The organism is Thermodesulfobacteriota bacterium (assembly GCA_040755095.1).
Taxonomy (GTDB): Bacteria; Desulfobacterota; Desulfobulbia; order Desulfobulbales; family JBFMBH01; genus JBFMBH01.
Genome location: JBFMBH010000090.1, coordinates 1 through 18,433, shown reverse-complemented (window position 1 = coordinate 18,433; position 18,433 = coordinate 1). Strand labels below are relative to the sequence as shown.

The window sequence follows — 18,433 nt, the reverse complement described above, 5'->3', positions numbered from 1 at the left end:
GCCCTTGGCGGTGCCATCCAGCTTGGTGAGGGCGAGCCCGGTGACGCCCACCGCCTCGTGGAAGAGCCGGGCCTGGGAAACGGCGTTCTGGCCGGTGGTGGCGTCCAGCACCAGGAGGATCTCGTGGGGCGCGCCGGGCAGCTTCTTGTCCATCACCCTTTTGACCTTTTTGAGCTCCTCCATCAGGTTGACCTTGGTGTGCAGGCGGCCGGCGGTGTCGACGATCACTACCTCCTTCTTGCGGGCCAGCGCCGCATCCAGGGCATCGAACACCACCGCCGACGGCGCGGCGCCCGGCTTCTGGGCAAAGACCTCCACCCCCAGACGGCTGCCCCAGATGGTCAGCTGATCGATGGCTGCGGCCCGGAAGGTGTCGGCCGCCACCAGCATGACGCTTTGGCCGGATCGCTGAAACTTGTAGGCCAGCTTGCCGATGGTCGTGGTCTTGCCGACCCCGTTCACGCCGACCACCATGATGACAAAGGGCGGCTCCGCCGGCATCACCAGCTCGGCGGGCCGATCCGCGCTCTCAAGATAGGCCAGGATCTGGCGGCGCAGCCTGTCCTTGAGCACCGCCGGCGAGTCGAGCTGCCGCCTCTTCACCCGGCTGCGGGCCTCGTCCAGAAGGCTCTGGGTGGTGGTCACCCCCAGGTCGGCGGTGATGAGGATCTCCTCCAGCTCGTCCAGGAGCGCGGGGCTGATCTCCTTTTCTCCCAGGAACAGCCGATCCATGCGGCTGACGAAGCTCTCCCGGGTCTTGGCCAGCCGCTGCCGGAGCCGGCCGAAGAGGCCAGGTCCCTTGGCTGCCGGGGCGCCGGGCGCCGGCTCCTCCTCGGGCTCCGGCTCCACCTCCGGCGCGGGGGCCAGCTCGACCTGGGTCTCCGGCGCCGGCTCGGGCTCCGGCTCGGGTCTTGCCTCCGGCTCGGGCTCCGGCTCTTCTGGGGGTTCTTCCTCAGGGGCCGGCACCGCGGGGGGCTCTTCCTCAGGCGCCGGCGCAGACTCCGGCTCAGCCAAGGCTGCCGGCGGCGGCGGGGCCTCGGCCGGCGGCGCTGCCGGTGCAGCCTCCTCCGGGAGGAAGACGGTCTCCGGGATCCCCTCCTCCGGGCCGGCGGCCGCCGGTTGGCTCTCGACCTCCGCCTCTGGTACCGGGGCCTCCTTGCGACCGAACTTCTTCTTGAACCAGCCGAGCATGATCTTCTCCCTCGGGCACAGCCAGGCCCGGGCAAGGCGAGAGGACGGCGAGGGCCGCCGGTGTCAGCGACCGACCGCGGAGCCCAGAAGGACGAGACCGGCCACCAGAAACAGCACGGCGTCCACCAGGAGCTCGGTACGGGGTCCCTGGCGGATCCGACCCTGGCCGTACAGGTGAATGAGACCGCCCAGGTAGCCCACCACCGGCACCAGCCACCAGGCCAGCCGATCCAGCCAGCCGACCAGGGGCAGAGCCACCAGCAGCAGGACCAGGATCCCCAGCAGCCAATGCAGGAGAGCCAGGGTTTTCTTTTCCCCGATGAAGACCGGCAGAGTCTCCTTGCCGACGATGCGGTCACCCTGCACCTCGAAGACGTCGAACAGGGCGCTCCGGATGTAGACCACCAGAAGGGCCACGACAAAGGCGGCCCCGGTGGAGACGGTGAGCTGGGCCTTGCTGATCCACACCGGCAGAACAGCGGTGACCAGGGCCCAGGCGGTGGCGACAAAGGCGGTCTTGGAGCCGGGGATCTCCCGCAGACCGCGGACGCGCAGCACCGGCCGCAGCCAGGGCGGCACCAGCGGTACGCTGTAGGCGATGCCGAGAGCGCTCATGACCACCAGGAGGACAAAGGGCAAGGGGCCGGCAACAAAGGCCACGGCCAGGGACACCACCAGGGCGAGCATCGAGGCCAGGAGCAAAGGCCAGCGGAACGTCTCGTAGAGCCGCGCCCGGAAGGGGTCGTTGAGCTTGGCCGCCTCGTGGCCGGTGAAGCGGTTGAGGTTGTGCATGGCCAGAAGATAGCCGAAGGCGGCGAAGGCATATTGCCAGCTGTCTGGCAGGCCCTGCAGCCGGGCGCAGACCCAGGCCAGGGCGCTGCCCCCCACGGACACGAAGAGATTGGTGTCCAGGAGCAGCCGGAACAGCCGGAAGCCGAAGCGGTACAAGGCCCCCTCCCCCTGGCCGGGCAGGGACTCCAGGGTCACCGCCACCCGGTTGATGAGCCAGTTGGGGGTGGAGGCGCCGGCCGTGACCCCGACCCGGTCATAAGCGCTCAAGGCCTGGACGTCCAGATCGCGCTCGGTCTCGACCAGGAAGGCGGGCCGGCCGCACTGGCCGGCGATCTCAGCCAGTCGCTGGGTGTTGGCGCTGTTCTTGCCTCCCACCACCACCACCGCCTCCACCTCCTGGCACAGGCGCCGCACCTCGGCCTGACGCTTGTGGGTGGAGTCGCAGATGGTGTTGAAGACTCGACCGCCCGGGAAGCGGGCCAGGATCAGCTCGGTCAGACGCTGGAAGGCGGCCTCATCCTGGGTGGTCTGGCTGACAACGATGTAGGAGCCGGCGAGGGTCAAGGCCGCCACATCCGCCTCGCTGGCCACCACCAGGCCATGGCCGGCGGCATGGCCCAGGAGGCCCCCCACCTCGGCGTGGCTCGGGTCGCCGATGATCACGGCGGTCGCCCCCTGGCGGACATGGCGGCGAATGATGGCCTGGACCTTGATGACCCGCGGGCAGGTGGCGTCCACCACCCGGGCACTGTGGCGGCCCAGGGCCGCCTTGGTCTCCGGGGGCACGCCGTGGGCGCGGATGACGATGGTGCCGGTGGGCTCGTCCGGGATGGCCTTCAGCACCGCCACCCCGCGGCGGCGCAAGATCTCCAGTACCTGGGGGTTGTGAATCAGCGGGCCGAAGGTCTTGATCTCCCCCTCTTCCCGGCGCAGGGTGTCCAGCACCGTTTCCACGGCCCGGCGCACCCCCATGCAGAAGCCGGCCTTCTTGGCAAGGATGACCTTCATGGCGAATCAGCGCGAGTGATGCTCGTCCTACTCACCGGCCACCACCAGCAGCCGGCTGGTGACCGCGCGCACCCCGGCGACGGCGCTGGCCACGGCCTTGGCCAAGTCGGCCTCCTTCTGGGAGGGGACGACCCCCTTGAGATAGACGATGGCATCCACGGTATCCACATCGATGTTCCAGGAGCGCAGGCCCTCAGTGCCGACCAACTGGGCCTTCACCTGGGCGGTGAGGCTGGCGTCATGGACGCCGTGGCTGAGGTCGAGGGAGCCCAGGTGCAGGTCGTTCACCACCTTGCGCACCCCCACCACCGCGTCCGCCACCTCCGCAGCCCGCCGCCGGTGCTCCTCGTCGGGCGCAGTGCCCGTGAGAAACACGATGCCCTGATAGACATCCACATCGACATGCCGGGCCTCCACGTAGCGATCGTCGATGAGGGCACTCTTGACCTGGGCGGAAAGCAGGGAGTCATCCATCTGCCGGCCGACTGTCCGCTCATCGGTACCGGCCTTGTAGGTGCCGCTGGCGCCAGCCCCCACCGCCGCTGGCGCGCAGCCGGTCGACCACATCGCCACGCCGGCCAGAAAAGCAGCTGCCAGCAGCACGGCTCGGACGGGACGACCGGCGCCCTGAAGACCGGGTATCGCGGTCATGACCTTTCCTCCTCGACGCCGTGCTGCTGCCGCAGCCGGGCGGAGACATCCCGGGTGAGATCCAGGACCTTCCGGGCCAACTCCGGGGTCAGGGAGCCGGTGCCGCAGCTGGGGGTGATGAGGGTCTGGCCCAGGATGGCAGACAGGCTCCGGTTGGCCGCCACCAGCTGCCCGGCCTGCCGGCGCCACAGCTCCGAGAGCCCATCCACCGTCACCGCGGCGATATCCTCTGCCCGGCCGGTGGGCACCAGCCCCCAGGCCAGAATGCCGCCCCGAGCCAGGAAGGTCGAAAGCTCAACCCGGAACATGGCCAGCCGGTCGAAGTAGGTGAAGGCATCGAAAGACAGGACATCGATGGGCAGGGACAGGACCACGCCCCAGTCGGTATTGCCGCAGATGTGGATGCCGGCCAGGCCCTCGGCGCCATGGATGGCCCCGATGACCTCGCCCAAATCCTGGCTGACATCCGCCCGGGAGACGCCGACAAAGGCCGATGAGCCAAGGCCGGCCAGCCCCGGCTCATCGATGAAGACCAGAACCGGCAGCCGGCTGGCGGCAAAGAAGTGAACCTGCCAGGCTGCCTTCAGGGCCAGGCCCTTGACCGCCATGTCCCGCAGGGCCGGATCGAAGTAGGCCGCCCGGCCGTCCTGGTCGTGGAGACCGGTCAGGAGGGTAAAGGGACCCGTGATCTGCCCCTTGACCGCCACCAGGCCAGAACGCTCCCGGAGGGCCTCCCGGAGGGCGTACAGACCGGCCGCCCGCTCCATGGAGGTCTCGAACCGGGAGCCCACCAGCCGCGCCGGGTCCTCCAGGGCCTTGAGATAGTCCTCGTAGAAGGCCAGAAGCTCCTGGTCGAAGGTGTTGGCCCGGGTGTTGAAGATCACCCGCTCCTCGTCCTCGACGATGCCCGGGAAGCCCTCCACGAACTGGCGCAGCATCCCTTCCCTGAGCCGGCCCGGCAGCTGGGGCCACAACGGCACCTGCGGCACGCTGGCAAAGATCCAGCGCAGGGCCTCCTGGTGATCGTTCAGGGGTAGGCTGCCGATCAGGGTAGGCAGGCCGGCAGCGGCAAGGCGTCTGGAGATGGCCACGGCGTTGGTCCTCGATGCAAGGGAGATGGCAACGGGCGGGACGTCCCGGTCCGGCTCCGACAGGTCAGCCGGCCGGGACGAAAATGTCGAATCACTATCAGCAACCGTGCCTTCTGTCAACGAAAACCATGGCCGGCCGGGCACCTGCAGGCCTTTCAAGACCTCTTGCGGCCAGCAGCCGAGATCGATAAGCGACCCCGTTTCCCGCTCCCGCGCCGCTCGCCGCCCTTGGCCCGGTTCCTTGACGGGCTGGGGAAAGTGCATTAGAGTTGGCCGCCATGCGAGAGTGGCGAAACTGGCAGACGCACTGGACTTAGGATCCAGCCCACTTGGTGGATGGGGGTTCAAATCCCCCCTCTCGCACCAGGTCTCCTGGTGTTTTTTTTGCCCATTGGCCAGCGTGGTGTGGCCCGGCGTCTCCCGCCGGCAGACGGCTGGCTCCTCTTTTCCCAACCCAGTCAATCACCTCTCTTTTTAAGGAAGGATGGAATGCAGGTCACGGTCGAAGACATCAGCCCCCTCACCAAGAAGCTCACGGTGATTCTGCCGCCGGACCAGGTGGCTCGCGAGATGGACAAGGCGTATCGGAAGCTCAAGGACGAGGTCAGCGTCCAGGGCTTCCGCAAGGGCAAGGTGCCCAGGAGGGTGCTGGAGCGGCAGTTCGCCTCCCGGGTCACCCAGGAGGTGTCGGCGAAGCTGGTCCAGGACACCTATTTCGACGCTGTGGAGCAGGTGCAGCTGGACCCCGTCACCCATCCGGAGATCACCAGCGAGGCCGTGGACGCGGACGGCAACCTGGTCTACGAGGCGGAGGTGTCGGTGCGGCCCGAGTTCACCATTGCCCGGGCCCGAGGTCTTGACGTGGAGATGCCGGAGGTGGTGGTGGACGACACCGAAGTGGACGCCGCCCTGGAGGAGCTGCGCAAGCAGATGGCACCGCTCAAGCCGGTTACGGATCGCGGCATCCAGATCGGGGATGTGGCGGTCATCGATTTTGCCGGCTTCGACGGCGAACGGCCGGTACCCCAGGCCCAAGCCCAGAGCTACTCGGTGGACGTGGGCAGCGGCCAGAACGGCCGGGAATTCGAGGAGGGACTCCTGGGGCTGCTGCCGGGCAGCGCGGCCAGCCGGGTGGTCAACTTCCCACCCCACTTTGCCAACCCCATCCTGGCCGGCAAGGCCATCCGCTTCGAGATCACGGTGCGGGAGGTCAACGAGCGCCAGCTGCCCGCCCTGGACGACGATCTGGCCAAGGACGTCAACGACTCCTTCGCCTCCCTGGGGGATCTCAAGGAGCACCTCCGGAACGAGCGGCGCCAACGCAAGCTCTCCCTGCAGGAGGGCGACATCCAGGACCGGATCATGGCCATTCTCCTGACCGAAAATGCCTTTACCGTTCCGGAGCGCCTGGTCCGCTACGAGGTCAACGAGCTGATCAAGGATTTCGAAAGCCACCTGGGCCGGCAGGGCCACACCCTGGAGTCGGCAGGGGTGGAGAAGGCCAAGCTGGAGGAACAGTACCGGGACGTGGCCGAACGGCGGGTGCGGGGCGATTTCATCCTCAAGCGCATCGCCGAGGACGAGAGCATCAAGCTGACGGACGCCGACGTGGACAAGGGCTTCGGCCGGGTGGCCGCCCAGACCAGGATGCCTCTGGACGAGGTGAAACGCTACTTCGCCGACCGCACCCATCTTCTGCCGTTTATGCATGAGCTGTTGAACGAGAAGATCCTGGCCTTCCTGCGCCAGCATGCGGTGATCACCCGGGTACCGGCTCCGGTCGCCGAGGCGGCCGCAGAGGCCACCCAGGAAGGAGCAAACGGATGAATCTGGTTCCCATTGTCATCGAGCAAAGCGCCCGGGGGGAGCGGGCTTACGACATCTACTCCCGGCTGTTGAAGGAGCGGATCGTCTTTCTGGGCACGCCGGTGAACGATGATATCGCCAACCTGATCATCGCCCAGTTGCTCTTTCTGGAGGCCGAGGATCCGGACAAGGATGTCACCTTCTACATCAACTCGCCAGGCGGGGTGGTGACCGCAGGGCTCGCCATCTACGACACCATGCAGTACATCAAGTGCGACATCGCCACCCTGTGCCTGGGCCAGGCGGCCAGCATGGGAGCGCTCCTCCTGGCGGCCGGCACACAGGGCAAGCGGTACTCGCTGCCCCATTCGCGCATCCTCATCCATCAGCCCATGGGGGGCTTCCAGGGCCAGGCCACCGATATCGATATCCATGCCCGGGAGATCCTGCGCATGCGCGAGGAGCTCAACACCATTCTGGCCAGCCACACCGGCCAGACCATGGCCACCATCCAGCGGGACACTGAGCGCGACTTTTTTATGAGTGCCGCCGAGGCGCGGACCTATGGTATAGTGGACAAGGTTTTGACGAAGCGCAGTGAGCACGAGGGAGGGCAAGGCTCATGAGCAAAGAGCGCTCCGGAGGGTTGGAGCTGCATTGTTCCTTCTGTGGCAAGGCCCAGGATGAGGTGAAGAAGCTCATCGCCGGGCCGGCGGTGTATATCTGCGACGAATGCATCGAGCTGTGCAACGAGATCGTCCGGGAAGAGAGCCGCAAGCAGAAGGCGGCCGACCTCGGCAAACCGCTGGTGCCCAAGCCGGCGGAGATCAAGGCCTTCCTGGACGAGTACGTGGTGGGTCAGGAGCGGGCCAAGCGCATCCTGTCGGTAGCGGTGCACAACCATTACAAGCGCATCGACTCGGCCACCGGCGGTAGTGACGACATCGAGATCCAGAAGAGCAACATCATTCTCATTGGCCCCACGGGCAGCGGCAAAACCCTGCTTGCCCAGACCCTGGCCAAGTTCCTGAACGTTCCCTTCGCCATGGCCGACGCCACCACCCTCACCGAGGCTGGCTACGTGGGCGAAGATGTGGAGAACATCCTGGTCAACCTCCTGGCCGCGGCCGACCATGACCTCCAGAAGGCCAGCCGCGGGATCGTCTACATCGACGAGATTGACAAGATCGCCCGCAAGTCGGACAGCCCTTCCATCACCCGGGATGTTTCCGGCGAAGGGGTCCAGCAGGCCCTGCTCAAGATCATCGAAGGCACGGTGGCCAATGTGCCCCCCAAGGGGGGCCGCAAGCACCCCCAGCAGGACTTCATCAAGATCGACACCACCAACATCCTGTTCATCGTCGGCGGCGCCTTCGTCGGCCTGGACAAGGTGATCATGGGCCGCATCGGCACCAAATCCATGGGCTTCGGCGCCCAGGTGGTGGGCAAGTCCGAAAAGACCATCGGCCAGATCCTGGCCAATGCGCAGCCGGAAGACCTCTTGCGCTTCGGCCTCATCCCGGAGCTGGTGGGCCGGCTGCCGGTGATCGCCACCATGGAGGAGCTGGACGAGGCGGATCTGATCCGCATCCTCAAAGAGCCCAAGAACGCCCTCACCCGGCAGTACCAGAAGCTTTTCTCCTGCGACGGCATCAACCTGCGCTTCACCGAAGGTGCCCTGGTGGCCATCGCCCGGGAGGCTCTCAAGCGCAAGAGCGGCGCCCGCGGCCTGCGCTCGGTCATGGAAGAGGCGATGCTCGATGTCATGTTCGAGCTGCCCTCGGAAAGCGGAGCCCGGGAATGTGTCATCAGCGAGGAAGTCATCGTCAACCACGAATACCCGATCGTCCTGTACGAAAACGAGGCCAAGAAATCCGCCTGATCGCCTGCGCCCCTCGGCCCGCCCCGCTGCCGCCCGCAGGCCGGCCATGCCGGCGAGCCATGTCAGCCCAACCCCCTTGCAGGAAAGCATCGGCCCGGGATCGCCTGCCGCCCCGCGGGCGGCTGAGCGCCGGCCGGTGAGGAGTTCTCATGGAGCCGATCCCCCATCTGCGCCGTACCTATCCTCTGATGCCCCTCCGGGACATCGTTCTCTTTCCTCATATGGTGGCCCCGCTGGTGGTGGGCCGCGAGAAGTCCATCAAGGCCCTGGAGCACGCCATGGCCTTCAAGAAGGACATCTTTCTGGCTACCCAGAAGGATGCCGCCGTCGATGACCCCGGACCGGAAGGCATCTTCGCCACCGGCACGGTGGGCACCATCCTCCAACTGCTGAAGCTGCCGGACGGCACCATCAAGGCCCTGGTGGAGGGCAAGACCCGGGGGCAGCTTGTTCGCTTCATCCCCAACGAAGGCTACTTCCTGGCCGAGGTGGAGATCCTGCCCGAGTCGGCCTTTGGCCTCAGCATCGAATATGAGGCCTTCCTGCGGGAAATCCGCTCCGCCTTCGACGAGTACACGAAGATCAACAAGAAGATCCCCAAGGAGGTCGTCGCCTCCCTCAGCCAGATCGAGCATCCGGCCCACTTTGCCGACGTGGTCGCCGCCCACCTGCCTTTGAAGACCGCGGACAAGCAGACCATCCTGGAGGCCGCGCCCCTGGGCAGCCGGTTGGAGCGGATCCTGGGCCTCATCCGCTCCGAGATCGAGATCGCCAAGCTCGAGCAGCGCATCCGCTCCCGGGTCAAGGCGAAGATGGAAAAGACCCAACGGGACTATTACCTGGCCGAGCAGATGCGGGCCATCCAGAAGGAGATGAGCGGCGGCAAGGACGAAGCCGGCGCTGAGCTGGCAGAGCTGGAGCGGAGCATCGGGCGCAAGCGGCTGCCCAAGCCGGTCCTGGCCAAGGTCAGGGCGGAGTTCAAGAAGCTCGCCCTGATGCCCCCCATGTCCGCGGAAGCGACGGTGGTCCGCAACTACATCGACTGGATCCTCTCCCTGCCCTGGTTCGAGAAGACCAAGAGCCGCATCAATGTGGTGGAGGCAGAGACCATCCTCGACGAGGATCATTTCGGCCTGGCCAAGCCCAAGGAGCGGATCCTGGAGTACCTGGCGGTACAGGCCCAGGTGAAGAAGATCAAGGGCCCCATCCTCTGCCTGGTGGGCCCCCCCGGGGTGGGCAAGACCTCGGTGTGCAAGTCCATCGCCCGGGCCATGGGCCGCAAATTCGTGCGCCTATCCCTGGGCGGGGTGCGGGATGAGGCCGAGATCCGCGGGCACCGGCGCACCTATATCGGCGCCCTGCCCGGCAAGATCATCCAGTCCCTGCAGAAGGCCAAGGTCGCCAACCCGGTCTTCTGTCTCGACGAGGTGGACAAGATGTCCATGGACTTCCGGGGCGATCCCTCGGCAGCCCTCCTGGAGGTGCTGGATCCGGAGCAGAACAGCGCCTTCAACGACCACTACCTGGATGTGGACTACGATTTGTCCGACGTCTTCTTCATCACCACCGCCAACAACCTGCCCGCCATTCCACCTCCTTTGCAGGATCGGATGGAGGTGATCAAGCTGTCCGGCTACACCGAGGAGGAGAAGCTGCGCATCGCCTCGGACTTCCTGGTGCCCAAACAGCTGGAGGCCAACGGCTTCGAGGCGGACGCCATCACCTATACCGAGCAGGCGATTCTCGAGATCGTCCGGCGCTATACCCGGGAGGCCGGGGTGCGCAATCTGGAGCGGGCCATCGCCTCCATCTGCCGCAAGGTGGCCCGGGAGAGGCAAAAGGCTGGCAGCGACCGCAACGTTCGGATCTCCGGCAGCTCGGTGGCCAAGCATCTGGGGGTGCCCAAATACCGCTTCGGCATCACCGAGAAGGCCGACGAGATCGGACTGGCCACTGGCCTCGCCTGGACCGAGGTGGGCGGCGAGCTCCTGCAGATCGAGACCGTGCTCATGCCCGGCAAGGGCAAGCTGACCATCACCGGCAAGCTGGGGGATGTCATGCAGGAATCGGCCCAGGCGGCGCTGTCCTATGTCCGCTCCCGGGCCTTGTGCCTGGGCCTGGTGCCGGACTTCTACCAGAAGGTGGACATCCACGTCCATGTGCCGGAGGGCGCCATTCCCAAGGACGGGCCGTCGGCTGGCATCACCATGGCCACCTCCATGGTCTCGGCGCTCCTCAAGCTGCCGGTGCGGCGCAACATCGCCATGACCGGCGAGATCACCCTCCGGGGTCGGGTTCTGCCCATCGGTGGGCTCACCGAGAAGCTCTTGGCCGCCCGCCGGGGTCACGTGGACAAGGTCCTGGTTCCCAAGGAGAACGAGCGGGAGCTGTCCGAGGTCCCGGCCCGCATCCGCAAGAGCCTGGAGATTGAGCTGGTGGAGCACATGGACGATGTGCTCAAACGGGCGCTGGTGGTGGACGATCCCCACAGCCTGTTCCGGGATCTGCCGCCCGGTGGCATCTGCATCGATCTCATCCAGCCGTCCGCCAATCTGGCCCATTAGCGGCGCGGCTTTTCCCTTGACGCCGGCCAGCCATCAGGGTAAATAGGCCGCACAACGTCGGGCGGATAGCTCAGCTGGGAGAGCATCGGCCTTACAAGCCGGGGGTCACAGGTTCGAGCCCTGTTCCGCCCACCAGTCGATGGAGTGTTGTTACGGGGTCGTAGTTCAGTTGGTTAGAACGCCGGCCTGTCACGCCGGAGGTCGCGAGTTCGAGTCTCGTCGGCCCCGCCAGTAGCACCGAAGAGGGGTTGCAGCCGCAAGGCTGCAGCCCCTTTTCCTTTGCAGCGACCGGGACACACGGCGCATTTTCTTGCCCAGGAGAAACGGCTTTTGTACAGTGGGGGAAGCGGCTGTTCACTTGGCGGAGGATGGGGATGCGGGTCGGTGTGCCCAGGGAGATCAAGAACCAGGAGGGGCGGGTTGCGCTGACCCCGGCTGGGGCGGCGGCCCTGGCCGGCCAGGGCCATTCGGTGCGGATCGAGGCCGGGGCCGGACGGGCGGCCGGCCTGGCCGATGACGCCTACCAGGCGGCGGGGGCGACCATCGTGGCGTCCGCTGCCGAGGCCTGGGATGCCGAGCTGGTGGTGAAGGTCAAGGAGCCGCTCCCGGCCGAGTACGATCTTCTGGCCGGCCAGATCCTCTTCACCTTCCTGCATCTGGCCGGGGTGGATCCGGAGCTGACCCGGCGGCTCCTGGCCGCCGGCACCGTGGCAGTCGCCTACGAAACGGTGCGGGATGCCAGCGGCCGCCTGCCGCTCCTGGCGCCCATGAGCGCCATCGCCGGCAACATGGCCGCGGCGGTGGGCTGCTACTACCTGGGGCGGCCCCAGGGCGGCAAGGGGGTGCAGCTGGGTCAGGTGCTGGGCCGGCGGCACGGCCGGGTGCTGGTGATCGGCGACGGGGTGGTGGGCCGCCATGCCGCCCGCACCGCGTACGGCCTGGGTGCCAACGTCACCGTGGCCGGCCAGAAGCCGGAGCGGGCCGCCGGGCTGCGGCAGGAGATCGGGGCCGGGATGTCCTTCGTGCTCTCGGAGCCGGAAACCCTGGCCCGGGAGGTGGCGGTCGCCGACCTGGTGGTGGGGGCGGTGCTGGTGCCGGGGGCCCTTGCGCCCGAGCTGGTGAGTGAGGCCATGGTGGCCAGCATGGAGCCGGGCTCGGTGATCGTCGATGTCGCCATCGACCAGGGGGGCTCGGTGGCCACCTCCCGCCCCACGTCCCATTCCCAGCCGATCTACCAGGTCCAGGGCGTCATCCACTACTGTGTCACGAACATGCCGGGCGCCTTTCCGCGCACCGCCACCCTGGCCCTCACGGACGCCACCCTGCCCTGTGTGCTGCGGCTGGCGGCACAAGGCCGCGACGCCCTCCGGGCTCCGGATCTGGCCGCCGGCGTCAACACCTTCCAGGGCCGACTGACCTGCCGGGCCGTGGCAGAGGGGCTGGACATGCTGGCCGCCTATCAGCCCTTCCCGAGCCACGGCTGATCCGCCACGAGCCCCTCGCTGCCCCTTGTGCGGCCCTGCCCAGGGCCAGGAGAGATTGCATGGACGCTGCCCAGATCATGGCCACCGAGGACCGGCACATGCCGGGCTTCTTCAAGAAGATCCCCATCGTCATCGAGCGGGGGGAGGGCGTGGCAGTTTGGGATACCGCCGGCCGCCGCTACCTGGATTTCACCTCCGGCTGGGGGGTGACCGCCATCGGCCACGCCAGCCCGGTGATCCGGCAGGCCCTGGCGGACCAGGCCGGCCGCATCCTCCAGGGGCCCAGTGCGGGCCTGACCTATTCGCCGGCCCGGGCGGAGCTCCTGGCCCTCCTGGTCTCCCTCCTGCCGCCGAGCCTGTCCCGGGTCTTCTTTGCCAACAGCGGTGCCGAGGCCAACGACGCGGTCATCAAGCTGGCCCGCAAGGTCACTGGCCGGCTCAACGTCATCGCCACCTTGCAGGGCTTTCACGGCCGCACCATCTCCACGGCCTCGGCCACTGGCCAGGCCAAGCATCGGGAGCGGTTCAACCCCTTGATGCCCAACTACCTGTTCGTGCCTTTCAACGATCTGACAGCCATGGAGGAGACCCTGGACAACAGCGTCGCGGCGGTGCTCCTGGAGCCGATCCAGGGCGAGGGGGGGGTGAACGTGCCGGACCCAGGCTATCTGCCGGCGGTATCGGCCCTGTGCCAGCGCCACGGCGCCTGCCTGATCGTCGACGAGGTCCAGACCGGCTTCGGTCGCACGGGCAAGATGTTTGCCGTGGATGGACTGGGGCTGGCCATCGACTTCATGACCATGGGCAAGGGCATTGCCGGCGGCTTCCCCTTTGCCGCCTTCGCGGTCACGGAACAGGTGGCCGCGCGGCTGGAGCGGGGCGACCACGGCGGCACTTACTGCGGTAATCCGCTGGGCTGTGCGGTGGCCAAGGCCGTGATCGAGCACCTCCTGGGCGCCAAGGTGCTGGACAATGTCCGCCAGGTGGGCCAAAGGATCCTCAGCCGCCTGCAGGACTGGCAAGGGCGCTTTCCCGGGCTTATCGCCGAGGCCCGCGGCCAGGGACTGCTTCTGGCCATGGTCATGACCTCACCCGCGGCCGCCGAGGCGGTCTACCAGGGAGCACTGGCGGCGGGTCTGTTCCTGAACCTCACCCAGGACAAGATCGTCCGCCTCTTTCCCGCCCTGACCCTGACCCAGGGGGAGGCGGAGGAAGGGCTGGCGATCCTGGAGGCGGTCCTGACGTCGGCGGCCCGGTCCGGCGCCGCGGCATGACCGTGACAGCGCGTGGCTGCTGCGGCATCAATCAGCCGCCGGTGAGAACTGATCCTTGGTGGCGCCGCAGACCGGGCAGACCCAATCGGCGGGCAGATCGGCAAAGGGGGTGCCTGGCGCCACCCCGCTGTCCGGGTCACCCTGTTGGGGGTCGTAGAGATAGCCGCAGACATCGCACTGGTACTTGCTCATGGTCGCCTCCTGGCAACAGATCGAGGAGCGTCACTTTCCCTGGGTCGTTGGACCCACTCTAGCGAAGGGGTCCGGCTGCCGTCAAGGCAGGGAACATGCCCCGCCGCCACGGAATCATGGGGGCGGAAGGATGATCGTCATTGAAGTTTATTATTTAGCTATGGTATAGATACGCCGTCAATGGAGTCGGGTATCGTGTGGCCCGTGGCCGTGGCTGTTGAACAGCCTTCGTGGCGCGCTGCCGGCTGACTTCGCGGCGGACCGGCATCTTCGGGGAGAGATCCGGCCCTGCCTGCTACTCCGTCGCCACCATGAATCACCTGGACACCTGGGCAGCGAGGCCAGCTGGGTGGCCCGTTGGCTTGGAATGGCCGACCCCGCGTCCTTTCTTGTCGAAGAACCCGTCCCGCGAGGAGGAGTCCCTTGAAGCTGTCAACCCGGAGCCGTTACGGAACCCGTCTCCTGATGTGTCTGGCCCGCAGCTATGGCCAGGGCCCGGTGCTGTTGCGGAGCGTCTCGGAAGAGGAGGCCATCTCCCTCAAGTACTTGGAGCAGCTGGTGATCCCTTTGCGGGCTGCCGGTCTCATCAAGAGCGTGCGGGGGGCCAAAGGCGGCTACCTCCTGGCCAAGGACCCCAAGACCATCAAGCTCATCGATTTCCTCGACCCCTTGGAAGGCGGCCTGACCCTTGTGGAGTGCACGGAGTTCCCGGAGGTCTGTGACCGCGCCACGGACTGCAAGGCCAGGCTTCTGTGGCGGGACCTGCAAGAGACCATGGAGGAAAAGCTCTCCCGCCTGACCCTGGCCGACATCATGGACTAGCCGCCGGCCGCTGCCCAGGCCGGACGATGGCGGCTACTGTCCCCTCCTCCCCCCGGTCCTGGCCCTCGACCGGAGCAGCTGCCCCCCGTAGCCTTCATGGATCCCTTTGCCGGCATCCTGGCGCCCTTCAGCCGCTGGGGAGCAGTCGTCATGGCTGCCCTTCTGGCCCTGGGAGGCTGGCTGGCCCTGTCCGGCCTCGTGAACCTGGCTGGCCCCCGCCCCCGCTGGCAGGAAGCCAACCGGCGGGTGCTCCTTCTGGTGGTGCTGGTCTTTTTCGCCGGCTTCGGGCTCATCGTCTGGCTCCACCAGGCTCTCCACCAGGCCTTTGCCCTGGAGCTGCCGGCCCAGCTGGGCACCTGGCTCAACAACCAGCTGGCGGCCGGCAACCTTGGCCTGGGAGGCCTTCCTGCCTACGACCCTGGCCACCCGCCCCGCGACCGGCTGCCCTACTGGATCGAGAACGAGAAGTACTTCTTCTGGTTCTGGTGCTTCGCGGGCTTAAGCCTGCGGGTCCATGGCCGCACCAGGCTCCATCGCCTGCGGGCCGCCATCCTCCTCATGGTGGCCGTGACGATCGCCATCCTGGCAGTCTGGGCCGACCCCTTCCGTTCCCCCCTCCCCCGCTTCTTCGCCGAGGTCCAGCCCTGGCTGACGGAGAGCGCCGCGCCGGTGGAGCGCCTCAGCCTCTTCATGCGCCTCTATCCGCGGCTGGTCTTCTATTACAACGCCTCCTACATGTGGATCCATCCGCCGCTCCTGTTCATCGCCTACGCGGGCCTGGGCATCTTCTTTGTCTCGTCGGTAGGCATGCTCTTCCGGCGGGATGCCGCCATTGAGGCCGTAGGCTACGAGGCGGCCAGGCTCAGCTACTCCAGCCTCACCCTGGGGATGCTCCTGGGGCTGCCCTGGGCGCTTACGGCCTGGGGACCCAACTGGTGGTGGGATCCCAAGATTGCCAGCTCGATCATGCTCTGGCTGGTCTTCTCCACCGCCCTCCACACCCGCCTGTACAAGGACCGGCCCGGGATGTGGTACTTCACGGCCAGCCTGGGCGTGCTCTCGTTTGTGGCCATGATCTTCACCTTCGTCGCCTCCTTCCTCTTTCCCGGGGAGCACACCTTCCAATGAGCTCCCCAGCGTTCCCGGTCCAGCGACGCTTCGGGTACGACTTCCTCCTGGTGCTGGCCACCACGGTGGTGCTGGCCGTGATCTCCGCCTTGTGCATCTACAGCATGTTCGCGTACAAGACGGCAGTGGGAGCGGCCGCCTTGCCCGCCGCCCGGGCAGCCCACATGGCGCGCATGAACGGGCTGGTGGCCCCGTGGCTCATCGCGCTCATCCTCATCCTGGCGATCTGCGTCCCCAAGCGACTGTTGCCCGTGGCCTGGCTGCACCGCCTTACCGGCGGCCTGGCCATCCTGGTGGTGGGGGTCTCCGCCTGGCACGGCCTTCCGGTCGCCCTCCTGGTGGTGATCATCGCCGCCACCATCCTCCAGCTTGTGATCCTGGCCCTGGCGGTGACGGGCAGCCCCCTGCTCCGCTTCGAGCGCAAGGGCTATTGGCTCCGGGTCGGCTCGGCGTCCTTGCACCTGGGGCTCCTGCTCTTCCTGTGCGATCTCCATGTGGTGGGTCACCCCGGGTGGCATCCATTCCTCTTCTGGGCAGCCACGGTCAGCTTTGCCGTGGGACTCACCTGCTCCTTTTATGCCGACGCCCTGGTGCGTCTGGTGCGGCAGCAACCTGCCTCGACCCCGGGCCCCGATCCTGGGGAGCGGGCGTAAGCGCCGCCAGGCGGGCCGCTGTTTGCCAACCGGCCGTCCCGTGTGCTAGCGTAGTCGAAGGGGGAGGGGTGAAGCACCGCTGTCGCTGGAGGGCTCCGGGATCATGGTGGACCACAAGGACGAGGCGTCTGCCGACCTGCGCCGCTCCGACATCCGTCTGGAGCTCTCCTTTCCGGTCCGCTTCCAGCTCAAGGATCTCGGGACCTCGGCCATGGACGGCGAGGCGGTGGACTTCCATGCCAAGGGCATCTGCGTGCTCACCGACAAGGTGGTGCCCCGGGGCACGGTGGTGGATCTATTGCTCTTCCTGCCCAGCCATGACAAGACCATCCGCACCTCGGCCCGGGTGAAATGGGTGCAGCGGCTGCCCGGCGTCACCAAGGCGGTGCGTCTGGGCATGCAGTTCCCCCGGGCCCTGGATGTCCGCCTGCCCATCTCCTGCCTGCAGGAAAACCTCAACCAGCTGCTGCACGCCCAGGAGCGGCGCTGGCATCTGCTGCGCCAACCGCAGGAGACGACAGGCGCCCCTGGTCAGGGGACCCTGGTGCCGGCAACCGCTGCCTGCCTGCCGGCCCCCCTTGGCCCGCCACGGCTGCTGGTGGTGGACGACGATGCCACGCTGGTGGACAACCTGGGCGGCCTCCTGGCGGACGCCGGCTTCGAGGTCACCGGGGCCACCACCGGCGAGCAGGCCCTGGACCTGGTCAGGAGGACCGCCTTTTCGACCGCTCTCGTGGATCTGCAGCTGCCCCGAATGTCCGGGGTGGAGGTGCTGCGGCAGGCCAAGGAGACCCGGCCGGAGATGGAGGTCCTGGTCTGGACCGAGCACGAGCAGAGTCGAAGCGCCATCGATTGCCTCAACCTGGGCGCCTGTCACTACTTCGTCAAGCCGGTGCCCTATCCGATCCTCAAAGAGACCCTGGAGCGGGCCAGTCAGCGCTGCCGCCGCCGGTTGGCCACCGAGGAGGCGGCGGCCAGCTTCCGGACCCTGTTTGCGCACTGTGACCAGGGCCTGGTCGTGCTGTCGCCGGAAGGGGTGATTCTCGCCATCAATCCGTGTCTGGCCGGCCGCCTGAGCTTTGACCCGGAGGAGCTGACAGGCACCCCCATCCAGGCCCTGATGCCCGAGGCGGCCCCACCCCTGTGCCAGCACCTGCTCGCGGCGGACGGCCAGCCGTTCTCCCTCAGCCAGTCCCTGTGCCGCCGCGACGGCACCCCCATCGTCTTCCAGATTGCCGGCGGCTGGGTGACCGATGCCGACGGCCGGCCGACCTCGGCCGTCACCCTGCTGGCGGAGCGCTGACCGCAAGCCCTATGCCCCCGCCGGTCGCTGTCCCTGGCCACCCCCTGCCCCTGGGCGCCACCGTCACCCCCTTTGGCATCAACTTCTCCCTGGTCGCCCGCCACGCCTCGGCCGTCACCCTGGTCGGCCAGGAGCCGGCCGGCGGCCCGCCCTGGCAGCTGGCCCTGGATCCGGCCCGGCACCGCACCGGCGATGTCTGGCATTGCCTGGTGAGCGACCTGCCGGCAGGCGTCCGCTACGGCTATCGCCTGGACGGTCCCCGGGGGGGCGGCCATGCCTATTCCCCGGCGATCGTCACCCTTGACCCCCGGGCCCGGGCCCTGGCTGGCACCGAGACCTGGGGCCAGGCAGCCCCTTGGGGCCGCGCCCCGTTATGCCTGGTGCCCGACGGCACCTTCGACTGGCAGGGTGATCGTCCCTTGCGCCTTCCCTGGTCGGAGACGATCATCTACGAGCTGCACATCCGGGGCTTCACCCGCCATCCCAGCGCCCGGGTGGAGCATCCCGGCACCTACCTGGGCCTGGTGGAAAAAATCCCGTATCTGCGCCGGCTGGGCATCACTGCCGTGGAGCTTCTGCCGGTCTTCGAGTT

At 67.3% G+C, this 18,433-nt stretch carries 16 protein-coding genes and 3 tRNA genes; 14 read left to right on the top strand and 5 right to left on the bottom strand.

Going from position 1 to position 18,433, the window contains the following annotated elements; all coding sequences use genetic code 11:
* The 4 genes from ftsY to AB1634_13275 form a co-directional block, all read right to left on the bottom strand.
* Positions 1–1,191, bottom strand: a 1,191-nt coding sequence (gene ftsY / locus AB1634_13290; protein MEW6220489.1) for a signal recognition particle-docking protein FtsY, incomplete at its 3' end; no start/stop codon positions are given.
* Positions 1,192–1,254: 63 nt separating this feature from the next.
* Entirely contained in the window at positions 1,255–2,991 is a 1,737-nt protein-coding gene (gene ispH / locus AB1634_13285) for a 4-hydroxy-3-methylbut-2-enyl diphosphate reductase (protein MEW6220488.1), read from the bottom strand.
* Between the two features lie 27 nt (positions 2,992–3,018).
* Positions 3,019–3,642 (bottom strand): BON domain-containing protein, encoded by a 624-nt coding sequence (locus AB1634_13280; GenBank protein MEW6220487.1) that lies wholly within the window; start codon positions 3,640–3,642, stop codon positions 3,019–3,021.
* Positions 3,639–4,733 carry a hypothetical protein gene (locus AB1634_13275; GenBank protein ID MEW6220486.1) on the bottom strand — a complete coding sequence of 365 codons (1,095 nt, stop codon included), beginning with the start codon at positions 4,731–4,733 and terminating at the stop codon, positions 3,639–3,641. The genes AB1634_13280 and AB1634_13275 overlap by 4 nt, the downstream gene beginning before the upstream one ends.
* 280 nt (positions 4,734–5,013) lie before the next feature.
* Here AB1634_13275 and AB1634_13270 point away from each other — a divergent pair.
* The 9 genes from AB1634_13270 (at position 5,014) to AB1634_13230 (ending at position 13,743) form a co-directional block, all read left to right on the top strand.
* Positions 5,014–5,099 (top strand) — tRNA-Leu (locus AB1634_13270).
* 123 nt (positions 5,100–5,222) lie between these two features.
* The gene (gene tig / locus AB1634_13265) at positions 5,223–6,560 is read left to right on the top strand and encodes a trigger factor (GenBank protein MEW6220485.1); all 1,338 of its coding nucleotides are present in this window, start codon (positions 5,223–5,225) and stop codon (positions 6,558–6,560) included.
* Positions 6,557–7,165: an ATP-dependent Clp endopeptidase proteolytic subunit ClpP gene (gene clpP, locus AB1634_13260; protein MEW6220484.1), complete on the top strand. Its 609-nt coding sequence runs from the start codon at positions 6,557–6,559 to the stop codon at positions 7,163–7,165. Before tig ends, clpP begins: the two co-directional genes overlap by 4 nt.
* Positions 7,162–8,421, top strand: a complete 1,260-nt coding sequence (gene clpX, locus AB1634_13255) for an ATP-dependent Clp protease ATP-binding subunit ClpX (protein MEW6220483.1) — start codon at positions 7,162–7,164, stop codon at positions 8,419–8,421. Before clpP ends, clpX begins: the two co-directional genes overlap by 4 nt.
* Positions 8,422–8,570: 149 nt before the next feature.
* Positions 8,571–10,985 carry an endopeptidase La gene (gene lon, locus AB1634_13250; protein MEW6220482.1) on the top strand — a complete coding sequence of 805 codons (2,415 nt, stop codon included), beginning with the start codon at positions 8,571–8,573 and terminating at the stop codon, positions 10,983–10,985.
* A 59-nt stretch (positions 10,986–11,044) separates the two neighbouring features.
* Positions 11,045–11,120 (top strand) — tRNA-Val (locus AB1634_13245).
* Between the two features lie 19 nt (positions 11,121–11,139).
* Positions 11,140–11,216: transfer RNA gene (locus AB1634_13240), tRNA-Asp, on the top strand.
* Positions 11,217–11,359: 143 nt separating this feature from the next.
* The gene (ald, locus tag AB1634_13235; GenBank protein ID MEW6220481.1) at positions 11,360–12,469 is read left to right on the top strand and encodes an alanine dehydrogenase; all 1,110 of its coding nucleotides are present in this window, start codon (positions 11,360–11,362) and stop codon (positions 12,467–12,469) included.
* A 59-nt stretch (positions 12,470–12,528) separates the two neighbouring features.
* Positions 12,529–13,743, top strand: coding sequence for an aspartate aminotransferase family protein (locus AB1634_13230; GenBank protein ID MEW6220480.1), 1,215 nt, complete (start codon positions 12,529–12,531; stop codon positions 13,741–13,743).
* Positions 13,744–13,770: 27 nt separating this feature from the next.
* On the opposite strand, the gene rd is transcribed toward AB1634_13230, so the two are convergent.
* Entirely contained in the window at positions 13,771–13,935 is a 165-nt protein-coding gene (gene rd / locus AB1634_13225; GenBank protein ID MEW6220479.1) for a rubredoxin, read from the bottom strand.
* Between the two features lie 423 nt (positions 13,936–14,358).
* Here rd and AB1634_13220 point away from each other — a divergent pair, with 423 nt between their 5' ends.
* The 5 genes from AB1634_13220 to AB1634_13200 form a co-directional block, all read left to right on the top strand.
* A complete protein-coding gene (locus AB1634_13220) occupies positions 14,359–14,757 on the top strand; it encodes an Rrf2 family transcriptional regulator (protein MEW6220478.1) in 399 nt (132 codons plus the stop codon).
* Positions 14,758–14,907: 150 nt separating this feature from the next.
* On the top strand, positions 14,908–15,885 hold the full coding sequence (gene ccsA / locus AB1634_13215) for a cytochrome c biogenesis protein CcsA (protein MEW6220477.1): 978 nt from the start codon (positions 14,908–14,910) through the stop codon (positions 15,883–15,885).
* Entirely contained in the window at positions 15,882–16,538 is a 657-nt protein-coding gene (locus tag AB1634_13210) for a hypothetical protein (protein ID MEW6220476.1), read from the top strand. The genes ccsA and AB1634_13210 overlap by 4 nt, the downstream gene beginning before the upstream one ends.
* Before the next feature lie 103 nt (positions 16,539–16,641).
* On the top strand, positions 16,642–17,841 hold the full coding sequence (locus AB1634_13205; protein ID MEW6220475.1) for a response regulator: 1,200 nt from the start codon (positions 16,642–16,644) through the stop codon (positions 17,839–17,841).
* Between the two features lie 11 nt (positions 17,842–17,852).
* Positions 17,853–18,433 (top strand): glycogen debranching enzyme (locus AB1634_13200; protein ID MEW6220474.1); only part of this gene is annotated, 581 nt, incomplete at its 3' end.

Coding starts and splice junctions, on each gene's coding strand:
- clpP (MEW6220484.1), top strand. CDS start 6,557: ATGAATCTGGTTCCCATTGTCATCGAGCAAAGCGCCCGGGGGGAGCGG.
- AB1634_13210 (MEW6220476.1), top strand. CDS start 15,882: ATGAGCTCCCCAGCGTTCCCGGTCCAGCGACGCTTCGGGTACGACTTC.
- AB1634_13280 (MEW6220487.1), bottom strand. CDS start 3,642: ATGACCGCGATACCCGGTCTTCAGGGCGCCGGTCGTCCCGTCCGAGCC.
- ccsA (MEW6220477.1), top strand. CDS start 14,908: ATGGCTGCCCTTCTGGCCCTGGGAGGCTGGCTGGCCCTGTCCGGCCTC.
- rd (MEW6220479.1), bottom strand. CDS start 13,935: ATGAGCAAGTACCAGTGCGATGTCTGCGGCTATCTCTACGACCCCCAA.
- AB1634_13205 (MEW6220475.1), top strand. CDS start 16,642: ATGGTGGACCACAAGGACGAGGCGTCTGCCGACCTGCGCCGCTCCGAC.
- ispH (MEW6220488.1), bottom strand. CDS start 2,991: ATGAAGGTCATCCTTGCCAAGAAGGCCGGCTTCTGCATGGGGGTGCGC.
- ald (MEW6220481.1), top strand. CDS start 11,360: ATGCGGGTCGGTGTGCCCAGGGAGATCAAGAACCAGGAGGGGCGGGTT.
- lon (MEW6220482.1), top strand. CDS start 8,571: ATGGAGCCGATCCCCCATCTGCGCCGTACCTATCCTCTGATGCCCCTC.
- clpX (MEW6220483.1), top strand. CDS start 7,162: ATGAGCAAAGAGCGCTCCGGAGGGTTGGAGCTGCATTGTTCCTTCTGT.
- tig (MEW6220485.1), top strand. CDS start 5,223: ATGCAGGTCACGGTCGAAGACATCAGCCCCCTCACCAAGAAGCTCACG.
- AB1634_13230 (MEW6220480.1), top strand. CDS start 12,529: ATGGACGCTGCCCAGATCATGGCCACCGAGGACCGGCACATGCCGGGC.